23 protein-coding genes and 1 riboswitch are annotated in these 24,579 nt (G+C 40.0%); of the genes, 19 read left to right on the top strand and 4 right to left on the bottom strand.

Translation table 11 applies throughout. The features are described from left to right. Positions 1 to 86: 86 nt before the first annotated feature. From NYE23_RS13210 to NYE23_RS13195, 4 genes are all read left to right on the top strand, one after another. Complete coding sequence (locus NYE23_RS13210; RefSeq protein ID WP_341078459.1) at positions 87 to 1,889, top strand: methyl-accepting chemotaxis protein; 1,803 nt, start codon at positions 87 to 89, stop codon at positions 1,887 to 1,889. Between the two features lie 166 nt (positions 1,890 to 2,055). Then, positions 2,056 to 3,873: a PAS domain S-box protein gene (locus NYE23_RS13205; protein ID WP_341080726.1), complete on the top strand. Its 1,818-nt coding sequence runs from the start codon at positions 2,056 to 2,058 to the stop codon at positions 3,871 to 3,873. 12 nt (positions 3,874 to 3,885) lie between these two features. Next, positions 3,886 to 4,386 (top strand): methylated-DNA--[protein]-cysteine S-methyltransferase, encoded by a 501-nt coding sequence (locus NYE23_RS13200; RefSeq protein WP_341078457.1) that lies wholly within the window; start codon positions 3,886 to 3,888, stop codon positions 4,384 to 4,386. A 117-nt stretch (positions 4,387 to 4,503) separates the two neighbouring features. After that, positions 4,504 to 5,085 carry a DUF2087 domain-containing protein gene (locus NYE23_RS13195; RefSeq protein ID WP_341078456.1) on the top strand — a complete coding sequence of 194 codons (582 nt, stop codon included), beginning with the start codon at positions 4,504 to 4,506 and terminating at the stop codon, positions 5,083 to 5,085. A gap of 29 nt (positions 5,086 to 5,114) precedes the next feature. Here NYE23_RS13195 and NYE23_RS13190 read toward each other — a convergent pair whose 3' ends face one another. Then, the gene (locus NYE23_RS13190; RefSeq protein WP_341078455.1) at positions 5,115 to 5,903 is read right to left on the bottom strand and encodes a carbon-nitrogen family hydrolase; all 789 of its coding nucleotides are present in this window, start codon (positions 5,901 to 5,903) and stop codon (positions 5,115 to 5,117) included. A 143-nt stretch (positions 5,904 to 6,046) separates the two neighbouring features. Here NYE23_RS13190 and NYE23_RS13185 point away from each other — a divergent pair, with 143 nt between their 5' ends. The 10 genes from NYE23_RS13185 (at position 6,047) to NYE23_RS13140 (ending at position 14,794) form a co-directional block, all read left to right on the top strand. After that, positions 6,047 to 7,225: a pyridoxal phosphate-dependent aminotransferase gene (locus tag NYE23_RS13185; RefSeq protein ID WP_341078454.1), complete on the top strand. Its 1,179-nt coding sequence runs from the start codon at positions 6,047 to 6,049 to the stop codon at positions 7,223 to 7,225. A 71-nt stretch (positions 7,226 to 7,296) separates the two neighbouring features. Further along, positions 7,297 to 7,400, top strand: a riboswitch (SAM riboswitch). A gap of 85 nt (positions 7,401 to 7,485) precedes the next feature. Beyond that, positions 7,486 to 8,718, top strand: coding sequence for a 2,3-diketo-5-methylthiopentyl-1-phosphate enolase (locus NYE23_RS13180; RefSeq protein ID WP_341078453.1), 1,233 nt, complete (start codon positions 7,486 to 7,488; stop codon positions 8,716 to 8,718). Continuing rightward, entirely contained in the window at positions 8,711 to 9,373 is a 663-nt protein-coding gene (locus NYE23_RS13175) for a 2-hydroxy-3-keto-5-methylthiopentenyl-1-phosphate phosphatase (protein WP_341078452.1), read from the top strand. Before NYE23_RS13180 ends, NYE23_RS13175 begins: the two co-directional genes overlap by 8 nt. Continuing rightward, positions 9,370 to 10,005 (top strand): methylthioribulose 1-phosphate dehydratase, encoded by a 636-nt coding sequence (locus NYE23_RS13170; protein ID WP_341078450.1) that lies wholly within the window; start codon positions 9,370 to 9,372, stop codon positions 10,003 to 10,005. Before NYE23_RS13175 ends, NYE23_RS13170 begins: the two co-directional genes overlap by 4 nt. A 59-nt stretch (positions 10,006 to 10,064) precedes the next feature. Next, entirely contained in the window at positions 10,065 to 10,598 is a 534-nt protein-coding gene (locus NYE23_RS13165; RefSeq protein WP_341078448.1) for a 1,2-dihydroxy-3-keto-5-methylthiopentene dioxygenase, read from the top strand. A gap of 301 nt (positions 10,599 to 10,899) precedes the next feature. Then, positions 10,900 to 11,133: an aspartyl-phosphate phosphatase Spo0E family protein gene (locus NYE23_RS13160; protein ID WP_341078446.1), complete on the top strand. Its 234-nt coding sequence runs from the start codon at positions 10,900 to 10,902 to the stop codon at positions 11,131 to 11,133. 219 nt (positions 11,134 to 11,352) lie between these two features. After that, positions 11,353 to 12,171 (top strand): electron transfer flavoprotein subunit beta/FixA family protein, encoded by an 819-nt coding sequence (locus NYE23_RS13155; RefSeq protein WP_341078444.1) that lies wholly within the window; start codon positions 11,353 to 11,355, stop codon positions 12,169 to 12,171. A gap of 25 nt (positions 12,172 to 12,196) precedes the next feature. Beyond that, on the top strand, positions 12,197 to 13,222 hold the full coding sequence (locus tag NYE23_RS13150) for an electron transfer flavoprotein subunit alpha/FixB family protein (protein WP_341078442.1): 1,026 nt from the start codon (positions 12,197 to 12,199) through the stop codon (positions 13,220 to 13,222). Next, positions 13,215 to 14,510, top strand: a complete 1,296-nt coding sequence (locus NYE23_RS13145; protein ID WP_341078439.1) for an FAD-dependent oxidoreductase — start codon at positions 13,215 to 13,217, stop codon at positions 14,508 to 14,510. Before NYE23_RS13150 ends, NYE23_RS13145 begins: the two co-directional genes overlap by 8 nt. Further along, on the top strand, positions 14,510 to 14,794 hold the full coding sequence (locus NYE23_RS13140; RefSeq protein WP_019381639.1) for a ferredoxin family protein: 285 nt from the start codon (positions 14,510 to 14,512) through the stop codon (positions 14,792 to 14,794). The genes NYE23_RS13145 and NYE23_RS13140 overlap by 1 nt, the downstream gene beginning before the upstream one ends. Before the next feature lie 427 nt (positions 14,795 to 15,221). Here NYE23_RS13140 and NYE23_RS13135 read toward each other — a convergent pair whose 3' ends face one another. Next, complete coding sequence (locus NYE23_RS13135; RefSeq protein WP_341078436.1) at positions 15,222 to 15,542, bottom strand: hypothetical protein; 321 nt, start codon at positions 15,540 to 15,542, stop codon at positions 15,222 to 15,224. A gap of 205 nt (positions 15,543 to 15,747) precedes the next feature. Here NYE23_RS13135 and NYE23_RS13130 point away from each other — a divergent pair, with 205 nt between their 5' ends. Further along, a complete protein-coding gene (locus NYE23_RS13130; RefSeq protein ID WP_341078434.1) occupies positions 15,748 to 16,269 on the top strand; it encodes a hemerythrin domain-containing protein in 522 nt (173 codons plus the stop codon). 212 nt (positions 16,270 to 16,481) lie between these two features. Here the strand turns inward: NYE23_RS13130 and NYE23_RS13125 are convergent, their stop codons facing one another. Further along, entirely contained in the window at positions 16,482 to 17,717 is a 1,236-nt protein-coding gene (locus NYE23_RS13125) for an MFS transporter (RefSeq protein WP_341078432.1), read from the bottom strand. Between the two features lie 146 nt (positions 17,718 to 17,863). Between NYE23_RS13125 and NYE23_RS13120 the strand changes: the two genes are divergently transcribed. Next, positions 17,864 to 18,856: a phosphotransferase enzyme family protein gene (locus tag NYE23_RS13120; RefSeq protein WP_341078429.1), complete on the top strand. Its 993-nt coding sequence runs from the start codon at positions 17,864 to 17,866 to the stop codon at positions 18,854 to 18,856. 35 nt (positions 18,857 to 18,891) lie between these two features. On the opposite strand, the gene NYE23_RS13115 is transcribed toward NYE23_RS13120, so the two are convergent. After that, a complete protein-coding gene (locus NYE23_RS13115; protein ID WP_341078425.1) occupies positions 18,892 to 20,391 on the bottom strand; it encodes an ATP-binding protein in 1,500 nt (499 codons plus the stop codon). Between the two features lie 130 nt (positions 20,392 to 20,521). On the opposite strand from NYE23_RS13115, the gene NYE23_RS13110 reads away from it, so the two are divergent. The 3 genes from NYE23_RS13110 to NYE23_RS13100 all read left to right on the top strand — a co-directional run bounded on the left by NYE23_RS13110 (position 20,522) and on the right by NYE23_RS13100 (position 24,548). Next, positions 20,522 to 22,105, top strand: coding sequence for a bifunctional metallophosphatase/5'-nucleotidase (locus NYE23_RS13110; RefSeq protein ID WP_341078424.1), 1,584 nt, complete (start codon positions 20,522 to 20,524; stop codon positions 22,103 to 22,105). A gap of 101 nt (positions 22,106 to 22,206) precedes the next feature. After that, positions 22,207 to 22,662 carry a MarR family winged helix-turn-helix transcriptional regulator gene (locus NYE23_RS13105; RefSeq protein ID WP_341078422.1) on the top strand — a complete coding sequence of 152 codons (456 nt, stop codon included), beginning with the start codon at positions 22,207 to 22,209 and terminating at the stop codon, positions 22,660 to 22,662. Positions 22,663 to 22,853: 191 nt separating this feature from the next. Continuing rightward, positions 22,854 to 24,548 (top strand): M3 family oligoendopeptidase, encoded by a 1,695-nt coding sequence (locus NYE23_RS13100; RefSeq protein WP_341078420.1) that lies wholly within the window; start codon positions 22,854 to 22,856, stop codon positions 24,546 to 24,548. Positions 24,549 to 24,579: the final 31 nt, after the last annotated feature.

The raw sequence follows: 24,579 nt of genomic DNA, 5'->3' as shown, positions 1-24,579 counted from the left end.
AATGAATTGAAAGAATAGTAAAAAAGAATTAGAAATAAACTAGTTCAATTGTTCTCATCTGGTTAATTCACAAAGGGGGAAGTAATTTGAAAGGGGTATGGAAATTCAAATCAGGAAAGAAGGCACGAAAAGCCTCATCCAAGTCAAAAGAGCTTGATATAGGAAAGTTTTTTAATAAAATGGCCGGCACTGGCTGGTGGAAGAATCTGAAGCTTGGTCAGAAATATGGGGTTGCGCTTTTTGTGACCATTGGTCTATTCACAGTTTCAACAGTCCTTACTTTTTTTCTGCTTACAATTGCCAATTCAAAATTGGAGACTGTTAAGTATTCTGGAGAAAAAGCCATTAAAATTACTGAATCAGCGGCCACATTTCATCATAAAGGGAGCACGATTGGAAACTTTATCATTGACTCCAATCCTAAACATTTAAAGACATTTGACCAGCTGACAGAGGAATTTAATAAATTAAAGAGGGAAATTTCTCCGGATCTGAGCAATACAAAATCCAAAAATCTTTTTAAGCAAATTGATGAAAATGATCAAAAAATCACCAGTTTATTTCATGACGTCATTGAACCAAAAGTAAAACTTCAGCATGAAAGAGAATATAGGCTCGGGAAATTGCAGGCAGACAATATAATTTTTGAAACGGTTGAAAAATTGAATACGCTTAGCAGCATGATGAAAGAGGACCAGCAAAAGGCTGTATCTTCTGCAAAAGCCAGTCTTATTCTGACTTTGATAGCACTTGGCATTTCAATCATCGTATCCGCTATCCTTGGAATCGCAAGTATTGTTTTTATAGGACGTATTATTTCAAAAAAATTAACATCGATCGTACAGTTCTCAAATGAAATAGCAAAAGGAAACCTCAATGCGGATTCAGTAGAATATGAGGGTAATGATGAAATTGCACAGCTCAGCAGAGCCATGAATTCCATGAAAGAAAAACTGCAGACTATGATTCAGGAAATTAATGCAGTTTCTGGATATGTTACAGAAAGAAGCGCAGAACTGAATATTGCTGCAAATGAAGTGAAAGCAGCCAGTCAGCAGGTTGCTTCAACCATGCAGGAGCTTTCAGGAGGAGCTGAGGATCAGGCTGGCTCTGCAACACGTTTGTCTTTATTGATGGACGAGTACCTGGGAAAAGTGAAAGAAGCAGCATACAGCGGGAATGAAATCAAGAGTGCTTCTACAGAGGTGTTATCGCTTACTGAGGATGGAAACAAGCTTATGAAAGAATCCCAGGAACAAATGGGATTAATTAATCAGATTATGAAGTCGTCTGTTGACAAGGTTAATGGACTGGATGATCAGACCAAACAAATCTCAAGGTTAGTTAAGGTCATAAAGGAAATTGCTGACCAGACCAACCTGCTCGCATTAAACGCAGCAATCGAAGCTGCCAGAGCAGGTGAGCACGGAAGAGGTTTTGCGGTCGTGGCAGATGAGGTTAGGAAGCTGGCTGAACAGGTATCCTATTCGGTATCAGATATCACCAAGATTGTTGGAGGTATTCAAGCTGAGTCAAACAGTGTAGCCGTGTCACTTCAAACAGGCTATGTTCAGGTTGAAAAGGGAACGGAGCAAATTCAACTGACAGGACAAACATTCCAAAAAATTTATGAGGCAGTTAACTTAATGTCCACCAATGTCAGCGACATTTCACGCAGCCTCGAGCAAGTATCAATTAATTCTTCACATATGAATCAGTCCATTGGCAATATTGCAGCAGTTTCTGAGGAATCTGCTGCAGGCATCGAACAAACGAGTGCATCAATGGCTCAGACTAACCATTCAATGGAGGAAATCTCAGATAATGCACAGTCTCTGTCGGAATTGGCAGAACAATTAAATGTGATGATTGCAAAATTTAAACTGTAAAATCCAGGCATACTCGTTATAGGGTATGCTTCTTCCTTTCTATCCAAAGCACTTAATATAAAAATTATTTAAGACAGTTTTCCCTGAGATTTAAAGGTTTTAGTCTGATTTTGTAGAAATATTTAATTAATTGCAAATCCCAATAGGAGGAAATAGAGTGGTCATTATGAATCAGGAAATCAGGAGACTCTATGCCAGGATTGAGACTTTGGAAAAGGAAAATAATTTATTGGCTAATGGCAATTCGCCTGGATATAATTTATTCTCTCACTCAAAAGATGGAATTTTAATTTTTGACAGCGAGGAGAAAATAATTGATGTCAATCCATCATTTGCTGAAAGCATAAAGATGGATAAACAGCAGCTGATAGGCAGGAGCCTGTTTGAGATCGTGCCGGAAAATAAGCATTTCAAGCTTGAAAAGCAAAAGGAACTATTGAAAAAGAATAAAAGTGTCAGGGGCATCCTTTCAGTATATAACGGCAGAAGTATTATAGAGTTTGATTTTACTACCAGCACCCTTAATGAAAGCGGTTTTTATATGTGTATATTAAGAGATGTCACAAATAAGCGGCTGCTTGAACGGAAAGTAAAAAAGAATGAAGAGCTGTATGCTGACTTATTTGTAGAAGCTCTGGATGGAATTATTTTTTGGGGCGAGAATGGCGAAATTATCGATGCTAATGAGGCCGCTTGCCGAATTTTTGAATGTACACATGATGAGCTAATCAAAAAAAAGGTAAAAGATTTTGTTTATGAAAAGTCGGAAAGATACAGAAACATTGTTAAAGAGATGTTCATTAAGGGGTCAATAAGGGATGAGCTTGTTTTTCTTATGCCGAATGGCCAGTTCAAATCTTTGGAGTTTACAGTGAAATTGAACTCTGTTGAAGGCTACCATATGACAATCTTCAGAAATGTCAGTGAGCGTCATGCCATGGAAAAAAGCTTAAGGGAAAGCGAACAAAAATTTCGCATGATTTTTGAAGGGGCTCTTGAAGGTATTCTTCTATGGAACGATCAGTTTCAAATAGTCGATATTAATCAATCAGGTCAGAGAATGCTGCAGATGACAAAAGAGGATCTTATCGGAGTATCACTGCATAGTATTTTGAATGACTGCAATATAACTGATGAAGAATTAAAAGAGCAGATAAGAAACATACACTCAGAGGGGCAATCAGACGGGAACCTTTCCATTACTTTAAAAACAGGCAGGAAAAAATTTTTCGAGTTTTCCAACAAGCTGAATATTTTTTCTAATATCAGTATGACGACATTTAAAGATATTACTGAAAAGCTGGAAATGGAAGAACAGCTTCGGAAATCAGACACCTTGAATGTCATTGGAGAATTGGCAGCAGGGATTGCACACGAGATCAGAAATCCAATGACGGCTCTTAAAGGCTTTATTCAGCTTCTGGAGGGCAGTGTTAAAGAAGATCATACGATGTATTTCAATGTGATCACCACTGAGCTCAGCAGGATTGATTCAATTATTAATGAATTTCTAATTCTCGCTAAGCCTCAAGCTGTCAAATTTGTAGAAAAAGACATTTCACAAATAATGAAAGAAACAGTAGATCTCCTTAGTGCCCAGGCCGTGCTCCACAATGTTCAATTCAATACTTATTATGAACAGAATTTACCCAAGGTTTTCTGTGAATCCAATCAAATGAAAAAGGTCTTTATCAATATAATAAAAAATGCAATTGAAGTCATGCCTAAAGGCGGATATATTACAGTATCCATTCAGAAAGATTCTGCTCATAAAGTTCACATATCCATAAGAGATGAAGGAACAGGGATTCCTGCGCATAAAATAAAAAAGCTTGGTGAGCCCTTCTATACTACAAAGGAAAGAGGCACTGGACTTGGATTAATGGTTACATATAAAATTATAGAAGAACACAACGGAACAATTGAAGTGGAAAGCAAATTGGGTGAAGGAACTGTTTTCCACATCTATTTGCCCATATTATAAGGCGGGAATGAAATGGCAAGAAGAGTTTATTCTAAAAAAGTGACACCGGCTGGAGACATTTACATTGTAGCAGAAAATGGAATCCTTTCTGCTTTATACATGGGGGAAGCTGACTTTATGGAAGGGGAAGAGGTCTTATCCCTGCAATTTGATCCCTCTGACTCTTTGATCAAAAAGTGTACTCTCCAGCTTGAGGAATACTTTGACGGACATAGGAAGGAGTTTGATATTCCAATAGAGCCTCATGGAACTGAATTTCAAAAAGCAGTATGGAAAGAGCTTTGCCTCATTCCTTTTGGCGAGACAAGAAGCTATCAGGACATTGCTGTTAATATAGGGAAAGATAAAGCTGTGCGGGCCATTGGACAAGCAAATAAGGCCAATCGCCTTCCAATCATTATTCCTTGCCATCGTGTTATCGGCAAGAATAAATCTTTAACGGGGTATGCAGGCAGCAGGACAGAAATTAAAGAAATATTATTATCCCTTGAAGGGGCCAATTATGCTAAATAGTTATCAAATCACCCTTTTAAGGTGATTTTTTTTTTGGATTTTTCATATTCTGTTGACGAAATGAATCATATTCGATTAATATCTAATTAGATATTAATCGAAATGAGGCACGTATTTATGCAATTAAATCGTTTAGTAGCTTTTTATAAGACAATGGGAGACCCTACCAGAATCCGGATTGTTTTTCTCCTTGCCAAAGGGCCGCTGCATGGCCAGGCGATAGCAGGAAAGCTTGGCTTAACCCCGCCTACCATTACCCATCACCTAAATAAACTGCGGGAAATAAACCTCGTTTATCAAAGAAGAGATAAAAATACTGTTTATTTTTATCTGAATGAATCCGTACTGAAACACCAGTCAGGTGTTCTTGCAAAATTGGCAGACAAAGAGGAGGTTGAAAAAATGGAGGAACAAAATTCAGAAAACCAGAAGGTTATTGAAAATTTTTTTACCAGAGATGGAAAGCTGAAGAATATTCCAGCTCAGAGAAAGAAGAAACTCATGGTTTTTGAGCATTTAATTAAAGGCTTGAAAATGGGCAAAAAATATGAAGAAAAAGAGCTTAACGAATATATCAAACAGTATCATGAAGACTATGCTACTATACGGAGAGAATTTATAATTAACCATTATATGTACCGCGAAAATGGCATTTACGAATTAAATCCACCTGAAATGTGGTCAAAAATAGAAGGGTAAGCAGGGCCCTGACAGGGCCCTCTGCAAAGTCATCCGCGGTAAAAATCCGGTTTGCGGTCATCAAAAATCGGAATTAAGCTGCGGACTTCCTTCACTTTATCCAGGTCAATTTCAGCATGCAGGATTTCTTCAGTTTCAGAGCCTTCAGCGAGCACATCACCCCAAGGATCTATAATCATTGAATGACCTGCAAAGACATTAGCAGGATCAGAGCCGGAACGGTTGCATGCAATGACATAGCACTGGTTTTCAATGGCACGTGCAATCAAAAGCGAACGCCAATGTGAAAGCCGGGCCAATGGCCATTGGGCTACTACAAATACAGCTTCTGCACCTTCCGCTGTATGGATACGCACCCACTCAGGAAAACGGATATCATAACAAATCATTCCTGCAAATTTCCTTTTGTCCAGCGAAAACCCTCCCCTGGCTGACCCTCCTTTCAAATAGAGATGTTCATTCATAAGCTTGAATAAGTGCAGCTTGCTGTATTCATGCAAAAGGTCACCATTGTGGTCTACAATCAGCAGAGTATTGTAAATGCCCTCGGAAGTTTTCTTTGCAACAGAACCGCCAATCAGGTGAACCTTGTTTTTTTGTGCTGCCTCTTTCAAAAAAGCCAGTGCAAAGGCAGCATCCTGATCTGCTATTTCATCTAATCTGGTCAAATCATAGCCTGTCGTCCAAAGCTCCGGAAGAACCAAAACGTCCGGATTAGACTTAAGAGCTTTATTAATCATGGCTTCAGCCGCTATAAAATTCTTCTCAGGTTTTCCAAAGGCAATATCCATTTGTAAACAGGCAATCTTTAATTTCATTTAACTCCCCCACAATCATCTTTTCCTTATGATATGATTAGTCCGATAGATAGAAATTTTCTAAATTTTACTTTACAGCTTATCATTTACGTTATATCATTTGTGACTATATTTTCAATCATTTTTTTAAGCAGGTGAACAATTTGATTAATTATCCGCAATCAGCACTTTTAAAAAGTCTGCCTAAACAGTTTTTTGCCTCTTTGACAGCTAAGGTGGGTAATAAGCTTGAACAGGGTCATGATGTCATCAATCTGGGACAGGGAAATCCTGATCTGCCTACCCCGGAGCATATTGTCAAGCGTCTTCAAAGTGCAGCTGAAAACCCTCAAAACCATAAGTATTCTCCTTTTCAGGGTTACCCGTATTTAAAAAAGGCAGCAGCTGACTTTTATAAAAGGGAATATGATGTAGATTTGGATCCCGATACTGAAATAGCCATCCTTTTTGGAGGCAAAGCAGGACTTGTTGAAATCCCTCAATGCCTTTTAAATCCCGGGGACAGCGTATTGGTTCCGGACCCGGGATATCCTGATTATTGGTCAGGAGTTGCGCTGGCTAAAGCAAAAATGGTGACAATGCCTCTGAGAGAGGAAAATAACTTCTTGCCTGTATACACTGAATTGTCAGCTGAGGAGCTTAATTCAGCCAAATTGATGTTTCTTAATTATCCAAATAACCCTACTGGAGCAGTGGCAAACATAGATTTTTTTCAGAAAACAGTTGAAATAAGCCGAAGCCACGCCATATGCATCGTTCATGACTTTGCATATGGCGGAATTGGATTTGACGGAAAAAGACCTGTAAGTTTTCTTCAGGCAGAAGGTGCAAAAGAGGTTGGAATTGAAATTTATACACTATCTAAGACCTTTAATATGGCTGGCTGGAGAGTAGGGTTTGCAGTTGGAAATGCAAGCGTTATTGCAGCACTGAACCTGATGCAGGATCATCTTTACGTCAGCTTGTTTGGAGCTGTTCAGGAAGCTGCAGCAGCTGCTCTGTCAGGCTCCCAGGATTGTGTAAAAGAGTTGAATTCGATCTACGAATCCAGACGAAATACTTTCATTTCCGGCCTCAGGGAAATTGGGTGGGATGTACAAGCTCCTAAGGGCTCTTTTTTTGCATGGCTTAAGGTCCCGGAATCATTTACATCTGAAGAGTTTGCTGAGTATCTGCTGGAAAAAGCGCATATTGCAGTTGCACCAGGCAATGGGTTCGGCCAGTTTGGAGAAGGATTTGTGAGAGCCGGTTTGCTGACATCCGAAGAAAGACTTAAAGAAGCGGTAGGGCGAATACAAAATTTAAATTTTTTCAAAAATTAAATTGACAAAAGTATTAAGCACTGTCATAATTCTAATTAAATTTCTAAATTAACTGAATAATTGATTTCGTTTTCTTATCAAGAGCAGGCGGAGGGACTAGCCCTATGAAGCCCGGCAACCGACTTAAACTTAAGCACGGTGCTAAATCTTGCAGCTTATAGCTGAAAGATAAGAAGATGTTAGATTGCTATGCTAACCTCTTCTTATTTGAAGAGGTTTTTTATTTTTTTCATTCTTTGATATTGAAAGGAAGAAGATTCATGAGTGAAATTATTGCAGCGTACCTTGTACATGATGAAAAACATAATCCGGAGAAAAAAGCGGAGGAAATCGCTTTAGGTTTAACAGTGGGATCATGGACCCATCTGCCGGAGCTTGAAAAGCAGCAGCTGGAGAAGCATAAAGGCAGGGTCGTTTCTGTTGAAACCTTTACAAGAGATGCAGAAAGCAGGGAAACAGCTGCGATTATTAAGATCGCCTATCCTGCTGTAAATTTTAGTCCGGATTTACCGGCAATATTAACAACAGTCTTTGGTAAACTGTCACTGGACGGAAAGATTAAACTGCTGGATTTACAATTTTCCAATGAACTAAAAAGTTTTTTCCCCGGACCTCGATTTGGGATTGAAGGGCTGAGGGGAAAATTAAATGTATATGACAGACCTCTACTGATGAGCATCTTCAAAGGAGTGCTCGGCAAAGATATGGATTTTTTGACTTCACAGCTGCGGGAACAGGCCATGGGCGGCATAGATCTTGTGAAAGACGATGAGATTTTATTTGAAAACAGCCTAACACCGTTAGAAGCGCGGATAAAAGAAGGAAAAAAGGTGTTAAGTCAGGTTTATGAGGAAACAGGCCATCGGACCTTATATGCTGTCAATTTAACAGGCAGATCGTTTGAATTAAAAGATAAGGCAAGAAAGGCATCCAGTCTTGGGGCTGATCTGCTTCTCTTCAATGTATTCTCTTATGGGCTCGATGTATTACAGTCTTTAAGGGAAGATAATGAGATTGAACTGCCTATCATGGCACATCCTGCAGTTAGCGGAGCCCTCTCAGCTTCAAGTATTTATGGAATCTCCTATCCTTTGCTTTTAGGCAAACTGCTCAGGTATGCAGGAGCTGACTTGTCTCTATTCCCATCACCTTATGGGACAGTTGCCCTTGAAAAAACACAGGCTCTATCAATTGCGGATAGCCTGACAGCGGATGATTTCTGCAAAAGAGCTTTTCCGGTTCCCTCAGCCGGCATCCATCCGGGTTTAGTGCCTTTGCTTTTTGAAGACTTCGGAATAAACAGTGTAGTCAATGCCGGAGGCGGCGTACACGGGCATCCGGATGGGGCAAGAGGAGGCGGTTTGGCATTCCGCCAGGCGATTGATTTGACTTTAAAGGGAGCTTCTTTGGCCGATGCTCGAACAGACCTTCCTGAATTAAAAAGAGCGATTGATTTGTGGGGGTACAAAGAGGTGGCTGTAAAGAATGGCTAAAATAACGGTTTTTTGCGACTTTGATGGAACTATTACCGAAAAAGATAACATCATCAATATTATGAAGCATTTTGCTCCCTCCCAATGGGAAGGGATTAAAAATCAAGTTCTGCAGCAGGAAATTTCTATTAAAGAGGGAGTGGGAAAGATGTTTTCCCTTCTCCCAAGCAATCTGAAAGCTGAACTCACAGATTTCGTATTAGAAAATGCAAAAGTAAGAGAGGGATTTCAGACATTTGTCGATTATCTGGCAGAAGAAGATATACCGCTTTATATAGTAAGCGGGGGCATAGATTTTTTTGTGGCTCCCGTTCTGGACAAGTATGGACCCTTTGAAGCAGTGTTCTGCAATAGTTCCGATTTTAGCGGCGATACCATAAAAATCTTATGGCCCCATAGCTGTGATCAAAAATGCGATAATAATTGCGGCTGCTGCAAGCCTTCCATTATGAGGAAATTAGAGGATGAGGACACAGTGAAAGTGGTAATCGGTGATTCAATAACCGACCTTGAGGCTGCAAAACTGGCGGACTTTGTCATTGCAAGAGACTTGCTCTTGAAAAAAAGCAAAGAGTTGAACCTTAAGCATAACTCCTTTGAAACATTCTATGATTGCATTAAGGCCTTAAAAAAGTTAAATGAGGTGAGGGTATGAGCACACTTGATGAAAAATGGAATGAACTTGCAGATATTAAAGACGAGCTCGCAGTTAGGGACTGGTTCATGGGAACGAGTGGAAATCTTGCGATTAAAGTGAGCGCAAGTCCGCTTCAATTTCTTGTAACAGCAAGCGGGAAGGATAAACGGAAACGCACTGATGAAGACTTTCTCCTTGTGGATGAATTTGGCCGGCCAGTGGGGGCCACCCATCTTAAGCCATCCGCTGAAACACTTCTGCATACAGAAATATACAGAAGAACAAAAGCTGAATGCAGTCTTCATGTACATACAATTGATAATAATGTCATCTCAGAAATTTATGGTGATCAGGAGGCAGTAACATTTAAAGGACAAGAGCTCATTAAAGCATTTGATAAATGGGAGGAAGACGCTGTTCTTAGGATTCCGATTATTCCTAATTATGCGCATATTCCTGCTCTGGCAAAATGTTTTTCTTCCCATATACATGAAGATTCAGGTGCAATTTTAATAAGAAATCACGGAATTACAGTTTGGGGCAAAACCTCCTTTGAGGCTAAGAAGATACTTGAGGCTTCAGAATTTCTTTTCCGCTATCAGCTAAGGCTTCTGGAACATAGGCCCAATCAGCTATTCAAAGTAGTGTAATTGGCAAGCTCAGTTTTTAAACAATGCCGAAAATATTTTAATAGAGAGGGTTGATTAGTTTGGCATACATCGTATTGAAAAACTCAAAAAAAGAAATCAGGAACCAGGAAGAGGCTGCTTCTTTTCTGAAAGAACAGGAGGTTATCTATGAGCAATGGCCAATAGATAAATTGCCTGAAAGCCTCAAGGAGAGATATTTGCTTTCCGATGATGAAAAACAAGAAATACTGGATACATTTGCTGCAGAAATTAAGGATATTTCAGAGAGAAGAGGATACAAGGCACAGGATGTGATCTCCCTTTCAGAGAATACACCGAATTTGGAACAGCTTCTTCAGAATTTCCAGCAGGAACACCATCATACAGACGATGAGGTGAGATTTATTGTCAGCGGTCATGGAGTTTTTATTATACAAGGAAAAGATGGGGAATTCTTTGAGGTATTCCTTAATCCTGGCGATTTAATATCCGTTCCCGAAAATACCCGCCATTATTTTACTCTGCAGGATGATAGAAAGGTAGTTGCCATCCGGATTTTTGTTTCTGCTGAAGGATGGGTGCCAATTTATGAAGAAGAGGAAGTCCATCAATGATTCGTTAACCCATTGCCACGGCAATGGGTTTTTTTATTTTCTCACAATATTAAATGGTTTATTTTTACATTATCTGATCTTGTAAATTTTTTATTAACTACTGTTGGTTTCACTTGTTTTTATTTAGCAGAAGGTGTCGAAAACCCATGAGGCTGATGTGAAATTAGTGTCGATTAAAATTAATTGGGAAAAAGATTGTCTAATATTGCGAATCTATTTACATTTATAGAAATTCTTGTAATAATGCTTCAAGTAGATACATTTATATCGGATAAAAGAGATAGGATTAGGAGGAAGAAAGTTGGGCAAGAAAAGAATACAGCTGCTGACTGAAATTCAGCTAAAAAGGGAAAAAATGATAGAAACGGCCAGGAAAAAAGGAATGGCAAGCCAGGAAACGGTTCGCTGCAGCCAGGAACTCGATCAATTGATTTTTGAATATCAATGCTTCATTAAACGGGAGAAGGAACAAAAGAAAAGTATGAGAGTTTCATTCAGGCAAATGATTCTATCATGGAAGAAAGCAGTTGTATAATTTAAATAACTGAGTATATTTTTTGAGCATAGATAACAAGGGAGTAAAAAGGATCCGTGAAGGGTTCTTTTTTTTGTGTCTGCCGCAATTCTAGTAATAAACATATTAATTCATTAAAGAAGTACTATGCCTGTATAGAGAATCATATATCGTAATACAAAGCTTTTTTATCACTCAATACTCATACAAGCTTTAAGTTAAGAGGAGGGAAAGAAAAAAATGCACATAGTTGTGTGTGTCAAGCAAGTGCCTGATACTAAAATCATTAAAATCAATCCCAAAACCAATACCCTTGACCGGCGCAGTGCTCCTGCCATTTTGAACCCTTATGACGCCCATGCAGTGCAGGAAGCTGTGAGAATTACAAAGGCCATTGGAAAAGGCACCATATCAGTCTTATCCATGGGACCTCCACAGGCTGTGGCAGTTATTAAGAAAAGTATCGAAATTGGGGCGGACCGCGGATTTTTAATCTCTGACCGTGCATTTGCCGGTGCCGACACATTGGCAACAAGCTATGCCCTGTCAAAAGCATTAGAACGCATTTCAAAAGATATGCCTGTGGATTTAATTCTATGCGGAAAGCATGCCATTGATGGAGATACCGGCCAGGTTGGACCTGGTATCGCAAGGCGGCTGGATATTCCGCCAGTCACCAATGTGATCGAGGTAGCCGAAGTTAATGAAAGTGAAAAAACGATTCTGATCAAAAGGAAAATTACGGACGGATATGAATTAATTCAAGCTCAAATCCCTTGCCTGCTGACCGTTGAAAAAGAGATTAACAGCATAGAATATTCCCCTATGCCTAATATGATAAAAGCTGCCAGATATGAGCCGGTTATCTGGTCTGTTAATGATCTTGAAGGTGTGGACCGAACACAGCTCGGATTGAAGGGATCTCCTACGATAGTGGGTAAAATGTTTACCCCTCCAAAGCCGGAAGGAGGGAAAAGGCTGGAAGGGAATGCAGATGAACAGATTCAGCAGCTGTTGGAGCTTCTTAGTGATAAAAAAGAGCTTTTTGCAGGCAAATAACAGTAATAAATAAGGGGGGATTCACATGATGGATGAGTACCGTGGAGTATGGGTATTCATAGAACAAAATGATGGGAAAATTGAGGGAGTTTCCCTGGAATTGCTCGGTGCAGGCAGAAAGCTGGCAGATAAGCTTGAGGTGCCTCTTTCCGGTGTGCTGCTTGGGTATGAAATTAAGTCTTTAAGCCGGGAGGTCATCGCATATGGTGCCGATCAGGTTTATGTAATCGACCACGAAGTAATGAAGGATTACCGGACAGAGTCTTATATGAAGGCAGTTATCAATCTTGCCGAAAAATATAAACCTGAAATATTTTTATATGGAGCCACCTCCAATGGTAAAGATTTAGCCAGTGCAGTTGCCACAGATCTCAGTACTGGGTTGACGGCGGATACAACCATGCTGGATGTCGAAGTGGAAAAGAGGCTGCTTGAAGCAAGCCGCCCTGCATTTGGAGGGAATATAATGGCAACCATCCTCTGCAAAAAGCATCGGCCGCAGATGGCTACTGTCCGTCCTAAGGTTATGAAAGCAATGGAGCCCGATCCTGATAGACATGGTGAGGTTATAGAGGAGCCAATTGCGCTGAGAGAAGATGACATGCGCACAAAGGTGATTAAAATTGTGAAAGATGTCACAAAAAAAGTGAATTTAGCTGAAGCCCATGTTGTAGTTGCAGGCGGAAAAGGGATGGGGGATCTTCAAAACTTTCAGCTGATCCATGAGCTTGCTGACACCATTGGAGCGACTGTAGGGGGTACAAGGGATGTAGTGGAGGCAGGATGGCTTCCGCATGAACAGCAGGTGGGGCAGACCGGAGAAACCATCACACCAAAGATCTATTTTGCTATTGGGATTTCAGGGGCAATTCAACATGTTGTAGGCATGAAGAATTCAGAGTTTATTATTGCGATTAACAAGGATCCACAAGCCCCTATATTCGATGTAGCAACTTACGGTATCGTAGGTGATGCACTTGAAATTGTTCCGAAGCTGATTAAAGAGTTCAAGGAAGCAAGAGAAAGAGGGGGTGAAATGAGCTATGTCTGAAAAGTTTGATGTCATTGTGGTCGGTGCAGGCCCTGCAGGAACTTCCTGTGCTTACACCTGTGCTAAAAACGGCCTAAAGGTCCTTCAAATTGAAAGAGGAGAATATCCGGGCAGCAAAAATGTAATGGGGGGAGTATTATACCGTAAGCAAATGGAGGAAATCATTCCGGAGTTTTGGAAAGAAGCCCCACTCGAACGGCCTGTCATAGAACAGCGATTTTGGATGATGGATAAAGAATCGGCAGTGAGTTTTGGCTATAAAGGTCTTGAGTGGGGGAAGGAACCATATAATAATTTTACAGTGCTCCGGGCGCCATTTGATCAATGGTTTGCAAAGAAAGGGGTTGAACAGGGCGTTCTACTAATAAATGAGACGGTCGTACTTGAGTGTCTGACTGAAAATGGAAAAGTGGTTGGTGTAAGAACTGACCGTCCGGATGGTGATATATATGCAGATGTAGTGGTTTTGGCAGATGGTGTGAATTCACTGCTGGCAAAGCAGCTTGGCTACCATAAAGAATTCCGCCCTGATGAAGTGGCGCTGACAGTAATGGAGGTCATTAATCTTTCTAAAGACAAGATTAATGACCGCTTTAACCTGGAAGACAACCAGGGCTGTACGATTGAAATTTTCGGGGACTCCACGAAAGGCAATCTCGGCACCGCTTTTATTTACACCAATAAAGATAGTATCAATATTGGTGTGGGAACAACGCTGTCAAGCATGATCAAGGCAAAGCTTAAGCCTTATGACCTGCTGGATTATTTAAAAACACATCCTATGGTAAGACCATTAATTGAAGGGGGAGAGTCCGCCGAATATCTGGCTCACTTGATTCCTGAAGGTGGCTACCATTCTGTGCCGAAAGTGGCCGGAAATGGTGTCCTTCTAGCAGGTGATGCGGCACAGCTTGTTAATGCCATTCACCGAGAAGGCTCCAATATGGCCATGGCTTCCGGAACGATGGCTGCAGAAACCATCATTGCCGCCCAAGAACGGGGTGATTTTAGCGAAACCAGCCTGAATCAATACAGGGAAAAACTGTATCAAAGCTTTATTATTAAGGACCTGGAAAAATATAAAGATGCAGCTCACACATTTGAACACTACCCGCAGTATTTTAAAGAATATGTTCCGATGCTGAACAGGGCAGCGAACAAATTCTTTACAGTTGATGGGACACCTAAGAAAGAAAAGCAAAAAGAAATTATGAAGAGCTTCACCAGTGAACGCGGGACTATTCGTGTTCTTCAAGACATGTACAGGGCATGGAAGGCGGTGAAATAATGTCAACGAAAACGATCGAAGAAAAGCAATATTTAGTTCGTTTTAAGGCAGATACGAAATCACATCTTACCGTATTGGATCATGATATCTGTATGACAAAGTGCCCCGATAAAATATGCACCATTTTCTGCCCGGCTGAGGTCTATAAATGGGAAGGATTAAGAATGCAGGTCGGTTACGAAGGGTGTCATGAGTGCGGCAGCTGCAGAATAGGATGCCCGTATCAGAATATTAAATGGGAATATCCTAAAGGCGGTCATGGAATAGTATTCAGGCTTGCATAAATCAGCCCTTAGGGATAATACAAAAACCGGCCATCGAATTGGCCGGTTTTGAAAAGGGGGGAATGAAAAAGGCTTTATCTTTCGGTACATTGACATTATAAAATTAAAATATTAAAAAACTGTTAACAAGATATATATAAACTATGAATACTAAAAGTATTTTCTAAACTGACGCGTTAATGCTTTTGAGTAATAGTGCTTTAGTAACTTAATTTTTCAGGCAGAATTTGTTAAACTGAATGTGGTCGAACTATTATAGTTGACCCCCTATAATCTGGAGAGCTTAGTTTGTCTAGGCTCTTTTTTTATTGTATTAAAAATTGAATTACTATTGGATCTTGGTTAGAAGTAGAATTTACCTATATGTATGTTATTTCACATGCGTGGGTAAAAAAAGATGGAGCGAAGGAGAAATGATTTTTTGAGGCTAGCTGATTTTTTCTTGTCTATTTAAAAAACTGAACTGTGAATCTTTGATATTGGCTTCAATTTCTCTAGCATGTTCAAATGCTTTATGGATGCAATCATGAAGTGATGAAGAATATAATGCTTCATTCCATGAAAAACTTCCTTGTGAATTTGATGGATAAATGGTTACTTTCCAGCAATAAAACTCTTTTTCCTGTTCTTTAAGCTGTCCTTCCAGAGCGATAAGCCAATGGGTTTGCCCCGTGGAAAGGAATGAGTCAGCTGAATTGGCCTGAATAAGGCATTTTTGATAAAAATCATAGTAAGTTGGCAGATACATTTTAATCCCTCCTAACAATTTACGGGTTTAGCTGCGCCGATATAAAGATAACTTACCTTTATTATATGGCAAAAAATGAGAAGATTGCACAAAATTATTTAAATTTTTAGAAAATTTTTTGGAAATGCACAAAGTGATGGGCATCACAACAAACTTTCCTGCCATTTCTTATAATAAACCTATAATAGATAGGAGGGGTTTACGGATGGAAGGCTGTATGAGCTCCATGATAGGAAATGGTTCAATCAATCTTAGCAAAGGGCTGAAACAGCTGAAAGAGGAGCATCCTCCTCTTTTGGCAATGCTTGAAGAACTTCTTCATATCACTATTAAAATGGAAGAATCTCCAGACAGAGCTCTTTTTAAAAAGTTAACTGAACATGTACAGAATTTCTGCATTAAGCTTGATCCGCATTCAGAAAGGGAGGAAGGTGTCCTTTTCCGCATGATGGAACAATACCTTGGTAAAGGAACAGGCCCTATCGCTGTTATGGAGTATGAGCATGATGAAGCTAAAAGCTGTATTAAAGCCTTCTTAAGAGCAGCGGAAGGAAAAGAGCATTTGACTGAAAAAGAAATGGCCGAACACTCAGGGCTAATTAAAAAGGCATACTACACTCTGACCAAGCACTTTTCTAAAGAAGAAAACGTCCTTTTCCCTATGGCAGAAAATCTTCTTACTGAAGACGAGAAAGAAGAGCTATATATTAAAATTCAGCAAATTTAAAGAGAGGAGGGAGCACCTCCTCTCTTTAATGTCTAGCTTCAGCGCCTACCCCCTCGAGGTCACAAGACGAGCCTCCCAAAAGGCAAAGAACGCCTTTCCGGGAGGCTCGTCTTGTGCTTGAGGCCCACAGGATGTGAGTCATGCAGACGTTGCCACAGGACGTGGCGTTCTTAGTCTGCGTTCCTTAGGTGGGCAAGGCGCTTACGCTTTTCTTAGTTATTCCATTCAGAAACCCTTTCATCCGGGGGAAGCAATAAAGTCAGCAATCCCAAAACAGGAAGAAACCCCGTTAATATTATCATATTGGCCAGTCCAAGAGTGTCGGCTATATAGCCCAAAGCAACGGAGCCTATTGCCCCCATACCAAATGCCAGCCCTACTGTCAGTCCAGCCATTGTGCCGATTTTTCCGGGAACGAGTTCCTGTGCGTATACAACAGTCACAGAAAAGCTTGACATAAGTATAAATCCACCAGCCACCAGCATGATAAATGCAATAGCGGAAGGCACGAAAGGAATTAGGAGGGAAAGGGGAACAGTGAGGATCATTGAAAGAAAAATGATCTGCTTCTTTCCAAACCGATCTGCGAGCGGTCCGCCAAAAAACGTACCCAGCGCACCTGATACTAAAAATGCAAATAAGAAGAGCTGTGCCTGACTTATAGAGAAAGAATATTTCTGTATTGCATAAAAAGCATAGAAATTTGTCATCCCGGAGATATACCATGAACGGGCAAAAATCAAAAAAAGGACCAGGAGGAGGGCTCCCCACACCTTTTTAGAAATTCTTTTGTTTTGACGGGCACCTGAATCTTTCCGCGGTTTAGTGGCGATCAGATCCTGCTGAAGACGTCCTGTATACCAGAATGCAATATAAATGAGCAGTCCAACTGCAATTGCCGCAACTGCGGTAAACCAGGCAGCCCCTATTTGGCCCAGGGGAACAAGTATGAGGGCTGTAATGATGGGAGCAAGTGCCTGTCCGGTGTTTCCGCCAACTTGATAAATCGATTGAGCAAGACCTCTGCGCTGGCCTGCTGCCATATATGCTACCCTTGAACCTTCAGGATGGAACACAGCCGAACCCAAACCAATGAATAGAACTGAAAGAATGATCCATTTATAATCTGGAGCAAAAGCCAGTCCTAATACACCAAATAAAGTTGAGGTGAGGCCGATTGGCAAGGCAAAAGGAAAGGGTTTTTTATCAGTGGCCATCCCAATGACAGGCTGCATGATGGATGATACTATATTTAACGAAAAAGCAATCATTCCCAGCTGTGAGTAGGTAAGCCCCATAGACTTTTCCAAAATCGGAAACATAGCTGGTATAACTGATTGGATGGAATCATTCAATAGGTGGCAAATGCCAATGATGAATAATATCCGATAGGCTGTTTTCTGCTGCGGCTCAGAGTTTGGTTTGATTGTAGCAGCGGTAGCACTCATAATGAAAGTCTCCTTTTTTCTAAACATTTCGTGAAACTAAATATAGTGTACCTTATTCACGAGTCTATCAAAATAGCTATTTTGAAAAACTATAAAATATTATATAATTTACATTATTCAGAATAAGGGTGAGAGCAGGGAAGCTAATGGAAAAAGCGGTTGATTCTTTAATGACGGACGAAGTCCTCCATCATTTCTTAAGTATCTTTTCTTTGGATATCGTGAATTATAAAAAGCTGGGTGATTTTGAAAACTATGTCTATGAAGCTTCAAAAGCTGGGGAAGAGCTTATTTTGAGAATTACCCATTCGACACATCGCAAGCTGGAGGAGCTTTTATCAGAAGTTGACTGGATGAGTTATTTAGGATCTGAAGGTGTGAAGGTTCCAAAGATTGTTCCATCACAAAATGGGAATATGGTTGAAGCCTTGGAAGCTGGTGATGGCTCTGTCTTTTATGCAGGCCTGTTTTCAAAAGCAGAGGGAAAACCGATCAGTGTTCGTGGACCGGAATTCAATAAAGAGTTATTTCATGCGTGGGGAAGAGCAGTGGGGAAAATGCATGCAGCCACAAAGTCATATGTTCCTTCTGCTGACATTGTCCCGCGCATGCAATGGGATGAAGAAGAGCTGCTGACAGTTGAAAAATATATACCCGAAGAAGATCAATTAATCGTTATGAATACTAAGGTTTTACTGGATATGCTTCATACATTGCCTAAGCATATAAACAATTATGGCCTTATTCATACAGATATTCATTCCGGAAATTTTTTTTATGACGAAAAAGATATACAAGTATTTGATTTTGATGACTGCTGTTATCATTGGTTTGCGTCTGATATCGCCATTCCCCTGTATTATTCACTTTTATATAAGTTCAAAGAGGCGAATCCGGCAGAAGTAAATATTTTTGGCAGGGTATTCCTGGACTCCTTTTTGGATGGATATCAGCAGGAGAATGAAATTCCCGGTGACCTGGAAAAACAGCTGCCCTTATTCCTGAGGCTTAGGGATATCACACTGTATTCCGTTATCCATAAAAAAATCGCACCTGAAGACAGGGATCCTCAGCTATTAGTAATGATGAAGTCGATAAAGGATCGAATTGAGAGAAACGCTCCAATATTTTTAAGCTAAAAGGGAAGGTGCCTGGGATAATGCACCTTCCCTTTTTATGGGTTTTTGACTGGCAGAAAAATATCTACATGAGTACCCTTCGTTTCTTCGCTTGTAATAAATATTTCACCGCCAAAAGAATGCACAATGCGCCTGCAGACCACAAGCCCAAGACCTGTACCCATTTCCTTTGAAGTGTAAAAGGGATGAAATATTTTTTCTATTTCGTCTTCTGGAATACCGGAGCCTGTATCAGCGATTTTAAGCTGACACTTGGATTGCATTTTATTTAGCTTTATGGCTAGCTTTCCGCCGCTCTCCATTGATTCAAAAGCGTTTTTCGTTAAATTCAGAATAACCTGTTTCATCTGATCTTTCGTACAATCGACCATGACGGGTTCATCTGAAAAAACAGATTCAAAAGTGACATTGTGTAAATTAGCTTCAGAGAGTATTAAAGGTTCTAATTCCTTTATAATACTTCTCAAATCCAGTGCTTCCGTTTTTTGAGCAGCAGGTTTCCCCAGAATTAAAAATTCACTGACAATCTCATTAATTCTGCTTATCTCATCATTTATGACTGAAAAGTAATACTGGTCATTTGTATTTGTATATTTTTCACTCAATAGCTGTATAAGCCCTTTTATTCCTGTTAAAGGGTTCCTGATTTCATGGGCTGTGCTGGCAGCAAGAGTACCTACCAGTTCCAGCTTTTGCAGTTCATTTTCCTTTTTTTCCTTTTCAGTCTGTTTTTTTAGCCTTAAATATATTATGAAGAGAAATAGAATATGGATTATTATCGTTAATACCAGGATTGCCCGGAAAGCATCCTTAATAATGTTCAGCATGTCTCGTGGCGGAAATTCCACTTTTACACTCCAGGGCAGCCTGTCAATCGGGATTGTAATGCTATTTTGACTGGAAAAGGAGGAGTCTCCATTCATATTGATATCCATAATCGTATTCCTTTTAGAATTAAGAACGGAAAGCCGGGCATCAGGAGTGAGAAGCCTCATAATATTTTGTACGTAATCCACTCTCATATGTGCCACAATAATAGAGATTACATCTCCATCGTCATTCAATACCGGCTTTCCTATCCCAACGACTGTTTGACCATTTGTCAATGTTTCAGGAGTATTGGAAATAACAATATCTTTTGTGAGCAAAACCTCTTTAAGATATTTATTATCAGATAAATCTGAGTTCGCCAGGAATTGATTTGATCCTGTTAGAACCATTCCGCTGGGATCAAGAAGGTAAATCCCTCCATAACGCGGATCCAGTTGATTGGCTTTTTGGAGCAGAGGCTCAAGCTTTTCAGAAGGCGTGTCAGCACTTCCCGCAGTCAGTGAAAGCATCTCAAGTGTGGTCACGGTCTCGGAAATAAACTGATCCCAGCTTCTTTGGTGTATGGAGCCAATCCATTTTGCTTCTGCCAGTCTTTCCATATCGTTTTGTTTAACAGAATCCATAAATAAAAAAATGCTGCCGGCTAAAGTGGGAATAATTACTGCGAATAAATAAAGCAGGAAATTTCTGTTTCGATTATTCATGAGGTAAACTCCAGATTAATTAGGTTAATTTGTCCTTAGCTAACTGACATTATCATTATTATACCATTTTGTGCTAAAAGAGGTTTATTTCTTTCAAAGGAATGTTATTTTATATGTAAGGAGGGGTTTGATGAAATCGGAAGCTTTACTCACCATTTTAGCTACAAGTGATGTCCATGGACATGTTTATCCATATTTTTATGGAACAAATGAAAACGCTGAGCATGGTCTGGGCAAGCTTGCAGCGTTAATAAAGAGAGAAAAGGAACAATCTGAGATCTCCATTCTTATCGATAATGGCGATTTGATCCAGGGAACTCCTCTGACTTATTATTATTCAAGATACCTGAAAAACCAAAAAAATCCCATGATCCAAATTTTAAATCAACTTGAATATGATGCAGCTGTAATCGGAAATCACGAATTCAACTATGGAAAGAACACCCTTGCAAGAGCGGTCAGTGAATCCAATTTCCCTTGGCTTTCAGCAAATATCCTATTCAATTCAACAAAGGAAACTTATTTTGGGCTTCCTTATAAGATAAAAACCTTCGCAAATGGTTTGAAAACTGCAGTAATAGGTGTCACAACCCAGTATATTCCAAATTGGGAGAAAAGGCAGCATATTGATCAGCTTTCATTCGAATCTGCGGTGGTTAGTTTGAAAAGATGGGTTTCCTATATCCAGGAGGAAGAAAAGCCTGACTTGATTATCGTCTCTTATCATGGGGGCTTTGAAAAGGATATCAGGACAGGTGAACTGACGGAAGAACAAACAGGAGAAAATGAAGCCTTCAGAATCTGTACAGATGTTCCAGGTATTGATGTTCTGATTACCGGGCATCAGCACCGTTTTATTGAAGGGGAACAAGTGAATGGTGTATCTATTGTACAGCCAGGATTTAACGGCCAGGCGCTTGCAAAGGTTACAGTAAAATTTAGAAAGAAACACAATGATTGGCTGATTGATCAAAAACACTCTGCCTTAATTTATCCTAATGGAATCATGCCTGATCATGAGGTCCTTCAGCTTGCCGGGTATTATGAATCCAAAACCCAGAATTGGCTTGATACGGTAATAGGTGAGATTGAAGGAGACATGGTGATTGATGATATTTTCGGAGCGCGCCTCAAGGAGCATCCGCTGATTGAATTTATTAATAAAGTGCAGATGGAAGCAGCTGGTGCTGATATTTCCTGTACTGCACTGTTTCATGAGGGAGCACCGGGCTTCAAATCTAAAGTAACAATGAGAGAAATTGTTTCTAATTATATATATCCGAATTCGCTATGTGTCCTAAGAATTTCCGGAAAGGACATTAGGGATGCTTTAGAGCGGTCAGCATCTTATTTTGAATTGAACAGGGACGGGGAAATTATAGTGAATCCTGAATTTTCATATCCAAAGCCACAGCATTATAATTACGATATGTGGGAAGGGATTGAATATAAAATAGATGTTTCCCGCCAAAAGGGCAGCCGGATTACAAAGCTCCTTTATAAGGGACATCCTATCAGGGAGGATGGCGAGTATCAAGCAGTAATGAACAATTACCGCGCTGCAGGCGGCGGAGGATATAATATGTTCAAGGACAAACCGGTGGAGAAAGAAATATTAACCGATATGACTGAATTGATTGCTGACTATTTTTCTGAAAAGGGAAAGATAATCCCGACTCTGAACTGCAATTGGGAGGTTGCAGCAGGCAAGTAATCCTGATCTGTTAAATTGACAGCTTTCTTCCTGTTTTCTATAATGATTGAGAATTGATTGATGTAAACGCTACACATTAAAAGGTAAAGGGATTGGATAAAATGGGGTCTGAACAAATTGACCAATCGTTGAAATTGTTTATTGTCCTGTCCAGGGCATACCGGGCTATAAATGAAAATGTAAATAAACGAATACAAACTTACGGAGTAAATCCAACTGAATTTGCAGTTTTGGAGCTGCTGTACCATAAAGGTGACCAGCCTCTGCAGCAGATCGGCGGGAAAATACTATTGGCCAGCGGAAGCATCACATATGTAGTGGACAAGCTTGAGCAGAAAGGCCTGTTAAAAAGGGTCGCATGCCCGACTGACAGAAGAGTTACCTTTGCGCAAATAACAGATGAGGGAAAAACATTTATTGAAAATATTTTTCCTGACCATGAAAAACACATACATTCACTTATGAACGAGCTGACTTCAGATGAAAAAGGTACAGCCATTGAGCTATTAAAGAAGCTTGGACTATCAATCTCCCATGACAAAATTGAGGGGAATTAATCAGACTGAATTCATAGATGAAAATACAGCAATCTTTGCAAAAAGAGCCATTAATTGAAACAGCCTTGACCGGCTGTTTTTATTTTGTGTTCCGATAAGATATGTTTAGAGGAGGAATTATCCAAATATTGTCGAATTAGTTTAGTGGTTTGTTTATAAATCGATATACATATACACGAGGGGGCAGTAATGTGAGATTTGAAGACTATACATATGTTCGTCCGAATCTTGAGAAAATAAAGGGTCAATTTGAAGCAGCGCTTGAAAAGTTCGAAGATGCAGCTTCTGCAGAACAGCAAAATCAGGCTATGAAAGAAATTAATGATATTCGCAATGATGTCGGTACCATGTTCAACCTATGCTATATCAGGCATTCAGTAGATACGAATGATGAATTTTACAAAGCAGAGCAGGATTATATGGATGAGATTCAGCCTGAAGTGGAAGGGTTTGTTACAAAGTATTATCAGGCTTTGGTTAATTCCAGATTCAGGGCAGAGCTTGAAGAGCGCTGGGGGAATCAGCTGTTTGCACTTGCAGAAGCCCAATTGAAGGTGTTCTCGCCAGAGATTGTTCCGCTTTTGCAAAAAGAAAATAAGCTTTCTTCAGAATATACAAAATTAATTGCTTCAGCCAAGATTGATTTTGAAGGTGAAGAACGCACCCTTGCTCAATTGGAGCCATTTACACAATCTACAGATCGTGAAATGCGTAAAAAAGCAAGTGAGGCCCGCTTTGGTTTTCTTGCTGAAAATGAAAATGAACTGGACCGTATATATGATGAGCTTGTCAGGGTTAGAACAGAGATAGCCCATAAGCTTGGTTACAAGAATTTTGTTGAATTGGCGTATTTCCGCATGTACCGGACAGATTATAACGCGGAAATGGTTGCAAACTTCCGTAAGCAGGTGAAGGATTTCATCGTTCCAATCGCCACAAGGCTTAAAGAAAGGCAAAGAGAGCGCATTGGCGTTGATAAGCTCAAATTTTACGATGAAGGATTTGAATTTAAAACGGGTAATGCCGTACCAAAAGGAGATCCTGACTGGATTATTGAAAACGGCCAAAAAATGTATGATGAGTTATCCGGTGAAACGAGTGAATTTTTCTCATACATGAGAAAAAATAATCTTATGGACCTGGTAGCCAAAAAGGGAAAAGCAGGGGGCGGCTATTGCACTTACATTGAAAACTATAAATCCCCATTCATTTTCTCTAATTTCAATGGGACTTCAGGAGATATTGATGTTCTTACCCATGAAGCAGGCCATGCATTCCAGGTCTATTCAAGCAGTCATTTTGAAATACCTGAATATAACTGGCCAACCTATGAAGCAGCTGAAATTCATTCCATGAGCATGGAATTTTTTACATGGCCCTGGATGGAAGGCTTCTTTAAAGAGGATACGGAGAAATACAAGTTTTCACACTTGAGCGGGGGACTCCTTTTCCTGCCTTATGGCGTATCAGTTGATGAATTCCAGCATTGGGTGTATGAAAACCCTGAAGCTGCACCGCAGGAAAGAAAACAGGCATGGAGAGAGATTGAGAAGAAATACTTGCCGCATAAAGATTATGATGGCAACGAGTATTTAGAGAACGGAGGATTCTGGCAGCGGCAGGGTCATATTTACAATTCACCATTCTATTATATTGATTATACATTGGCTCAAATCTGTGCATTCCAGTTTTGGAAAAGATCCAGGGAGAATCAGGATGAGGCTTGGAATAATTATTTAAAACTATGCCAGCTTGGAGGCAGCAAGCCTTTCACTGGACTTGTTAAAGAAGCTGGATTGATTTCTCCTTTTGAAGAGGGATGTGTCGAGTCAGTTATCGGGGAAATTGAGAATTGGCTGAATTCAGTGAATGATAAAGGATTATAAAATAGAAAAAGAGCCGGCTACTAACTCCGGC

It is taken from the genome of Cytobacillus sp. FSL H8-0458, from assembly GCF_038002165.1.
Classification (GTDB): Bacteria; Bacillota; Bacilli; order Bacillales; family Cytobacillaceae; genus Cytobacillus.
Note: the sequence above shows the minus strand (reverse complement) of the source record. Positions and strands in the feature narration are given on the sequence as shown.

Bases quoted from the DNA above. Each gene is read 5' to 3' on its own strand.
- NYE23_RS13205 (WP_341080726.1), top strand. From the start codon at position 2,056: ATGAATCAGGAAATCAGGAGACTCTATGCCAGGATTGAGACTTTGGAA.
- NYE23_RS13200 (WP_341078457.1), top strand. From the start codon at position 3,886: ATGGCAAGAAGAGTTTATTCTAAAAAAGTGACACCGGCTGGAGACATT.
- NYE23_RS13195 (WP_341078456.1), top strand. From the start codon at position 4,504: ATGCAATTAAATCGTTTAGTAGCTTTTTATAAGACAATGGGAGACCCT.
- NYE23_RS13190 (WP_341078455.1), bottom strand. From the start codon at position 5,903: ATGAAATTAAAGATTGCCTGTTTACAAATGGATATTGCCTTTGGAAAA.
- NYE23_RS13180 (WP_341078453.1), top strand. From the start codon at position 7,486: ATGAGTGAAATTATTGCAGCGTACCTTGTACATGATGAAAAACATAAT.
- NYE23_RS13175 (WP_341078452.1), top strand. From the start codon at position 8,711: ATGGCTAAAATAACGGTTTTTTGCGACTTTGATGGAACTATTACCGAA.
- NYE23_RS13170 (WP_341078450.1), top strand. From the start codon at position 9,370: ATGAGCACACTTGATGAAAAATGGAATGAACTTGCAGATATTAAAGAC.
- NYE23_RS13155 (WP_341078444.1), top strand. From the start codon at position 11,353: ATGCACATAGTTGTGTGTGTCAAGCAAGTGCCTGATACTAAAATCATT.
- NYE23_RS13150 (WP_341078442.1), top strand. From the start codon at position 12,197: ATGATGGATGAGTACCGTGGAGTATGGGTATTCATAGAACAAAATGAT.
- NYE23_RS13145 (WP_341078439.1), top strand. From the start codon at position 13,215: ATGTCTGAAAAGTTTGATGTCATTGTGGTCGGTGCAGGCCCTGCAGGA.
- NYE23_RS13140 (WP_019381639.1), top strand. From the start codon at position 14,510: ATGTCAACGAAAACGATCGAAGAAAAGCAATATTTAGTTCGTTTTAAG.
- NYE23_RS13135 (WP_341078436.1), bottom strand. From the start codon at position 15,542: ATGTATCTGCCAACTTACTATGATTTTTATCAAAAATGCCTTATTCAG.
- NYE23_RS13130 (WP_341078434.1), top strand. From the start codon at position 15,748: ATGGAAGGCTGTATGAGCTCCATGATAGGAAATGGTTCAATCAATCTT.
- NYE23_RS13125 (WP_341078432.1), bottom strand. From the start codon at position 17,717: ATGAGTGCTACCGCTGCTACAATCAAACCAAACTCTGAGCCGCAGCAG.
- NYE23_RS13120 (WP_341078429.1), top strand. From the start codon at position 17,864: ATGGAAAAAGCGGTTGATTCTTTAATGACGGACGAAGTCCTCCATCAT.
- NYE23_RS13115 (WP_341078425.1), bottom strand. From the start codon at position 20,391: ATGAATAATCGAAACAGAAATTTCCTGCTTTATTTATTCGCAGTAATT.
- NYE23_RS13110 (WP_341078424.1), top strand. From the start codon at position 20,522: ATGAAATCGGAAGCTTTACTCACCATTTTAGCTACAAGTGATGTCCAT.
- NYE23_RS13105 (WP_341078422.1), top strand. From the start codon at position 22,207: ATGGGGTCTGAACAAATTGACCAATCGTTGAAATTGTTTATTGTCCTG.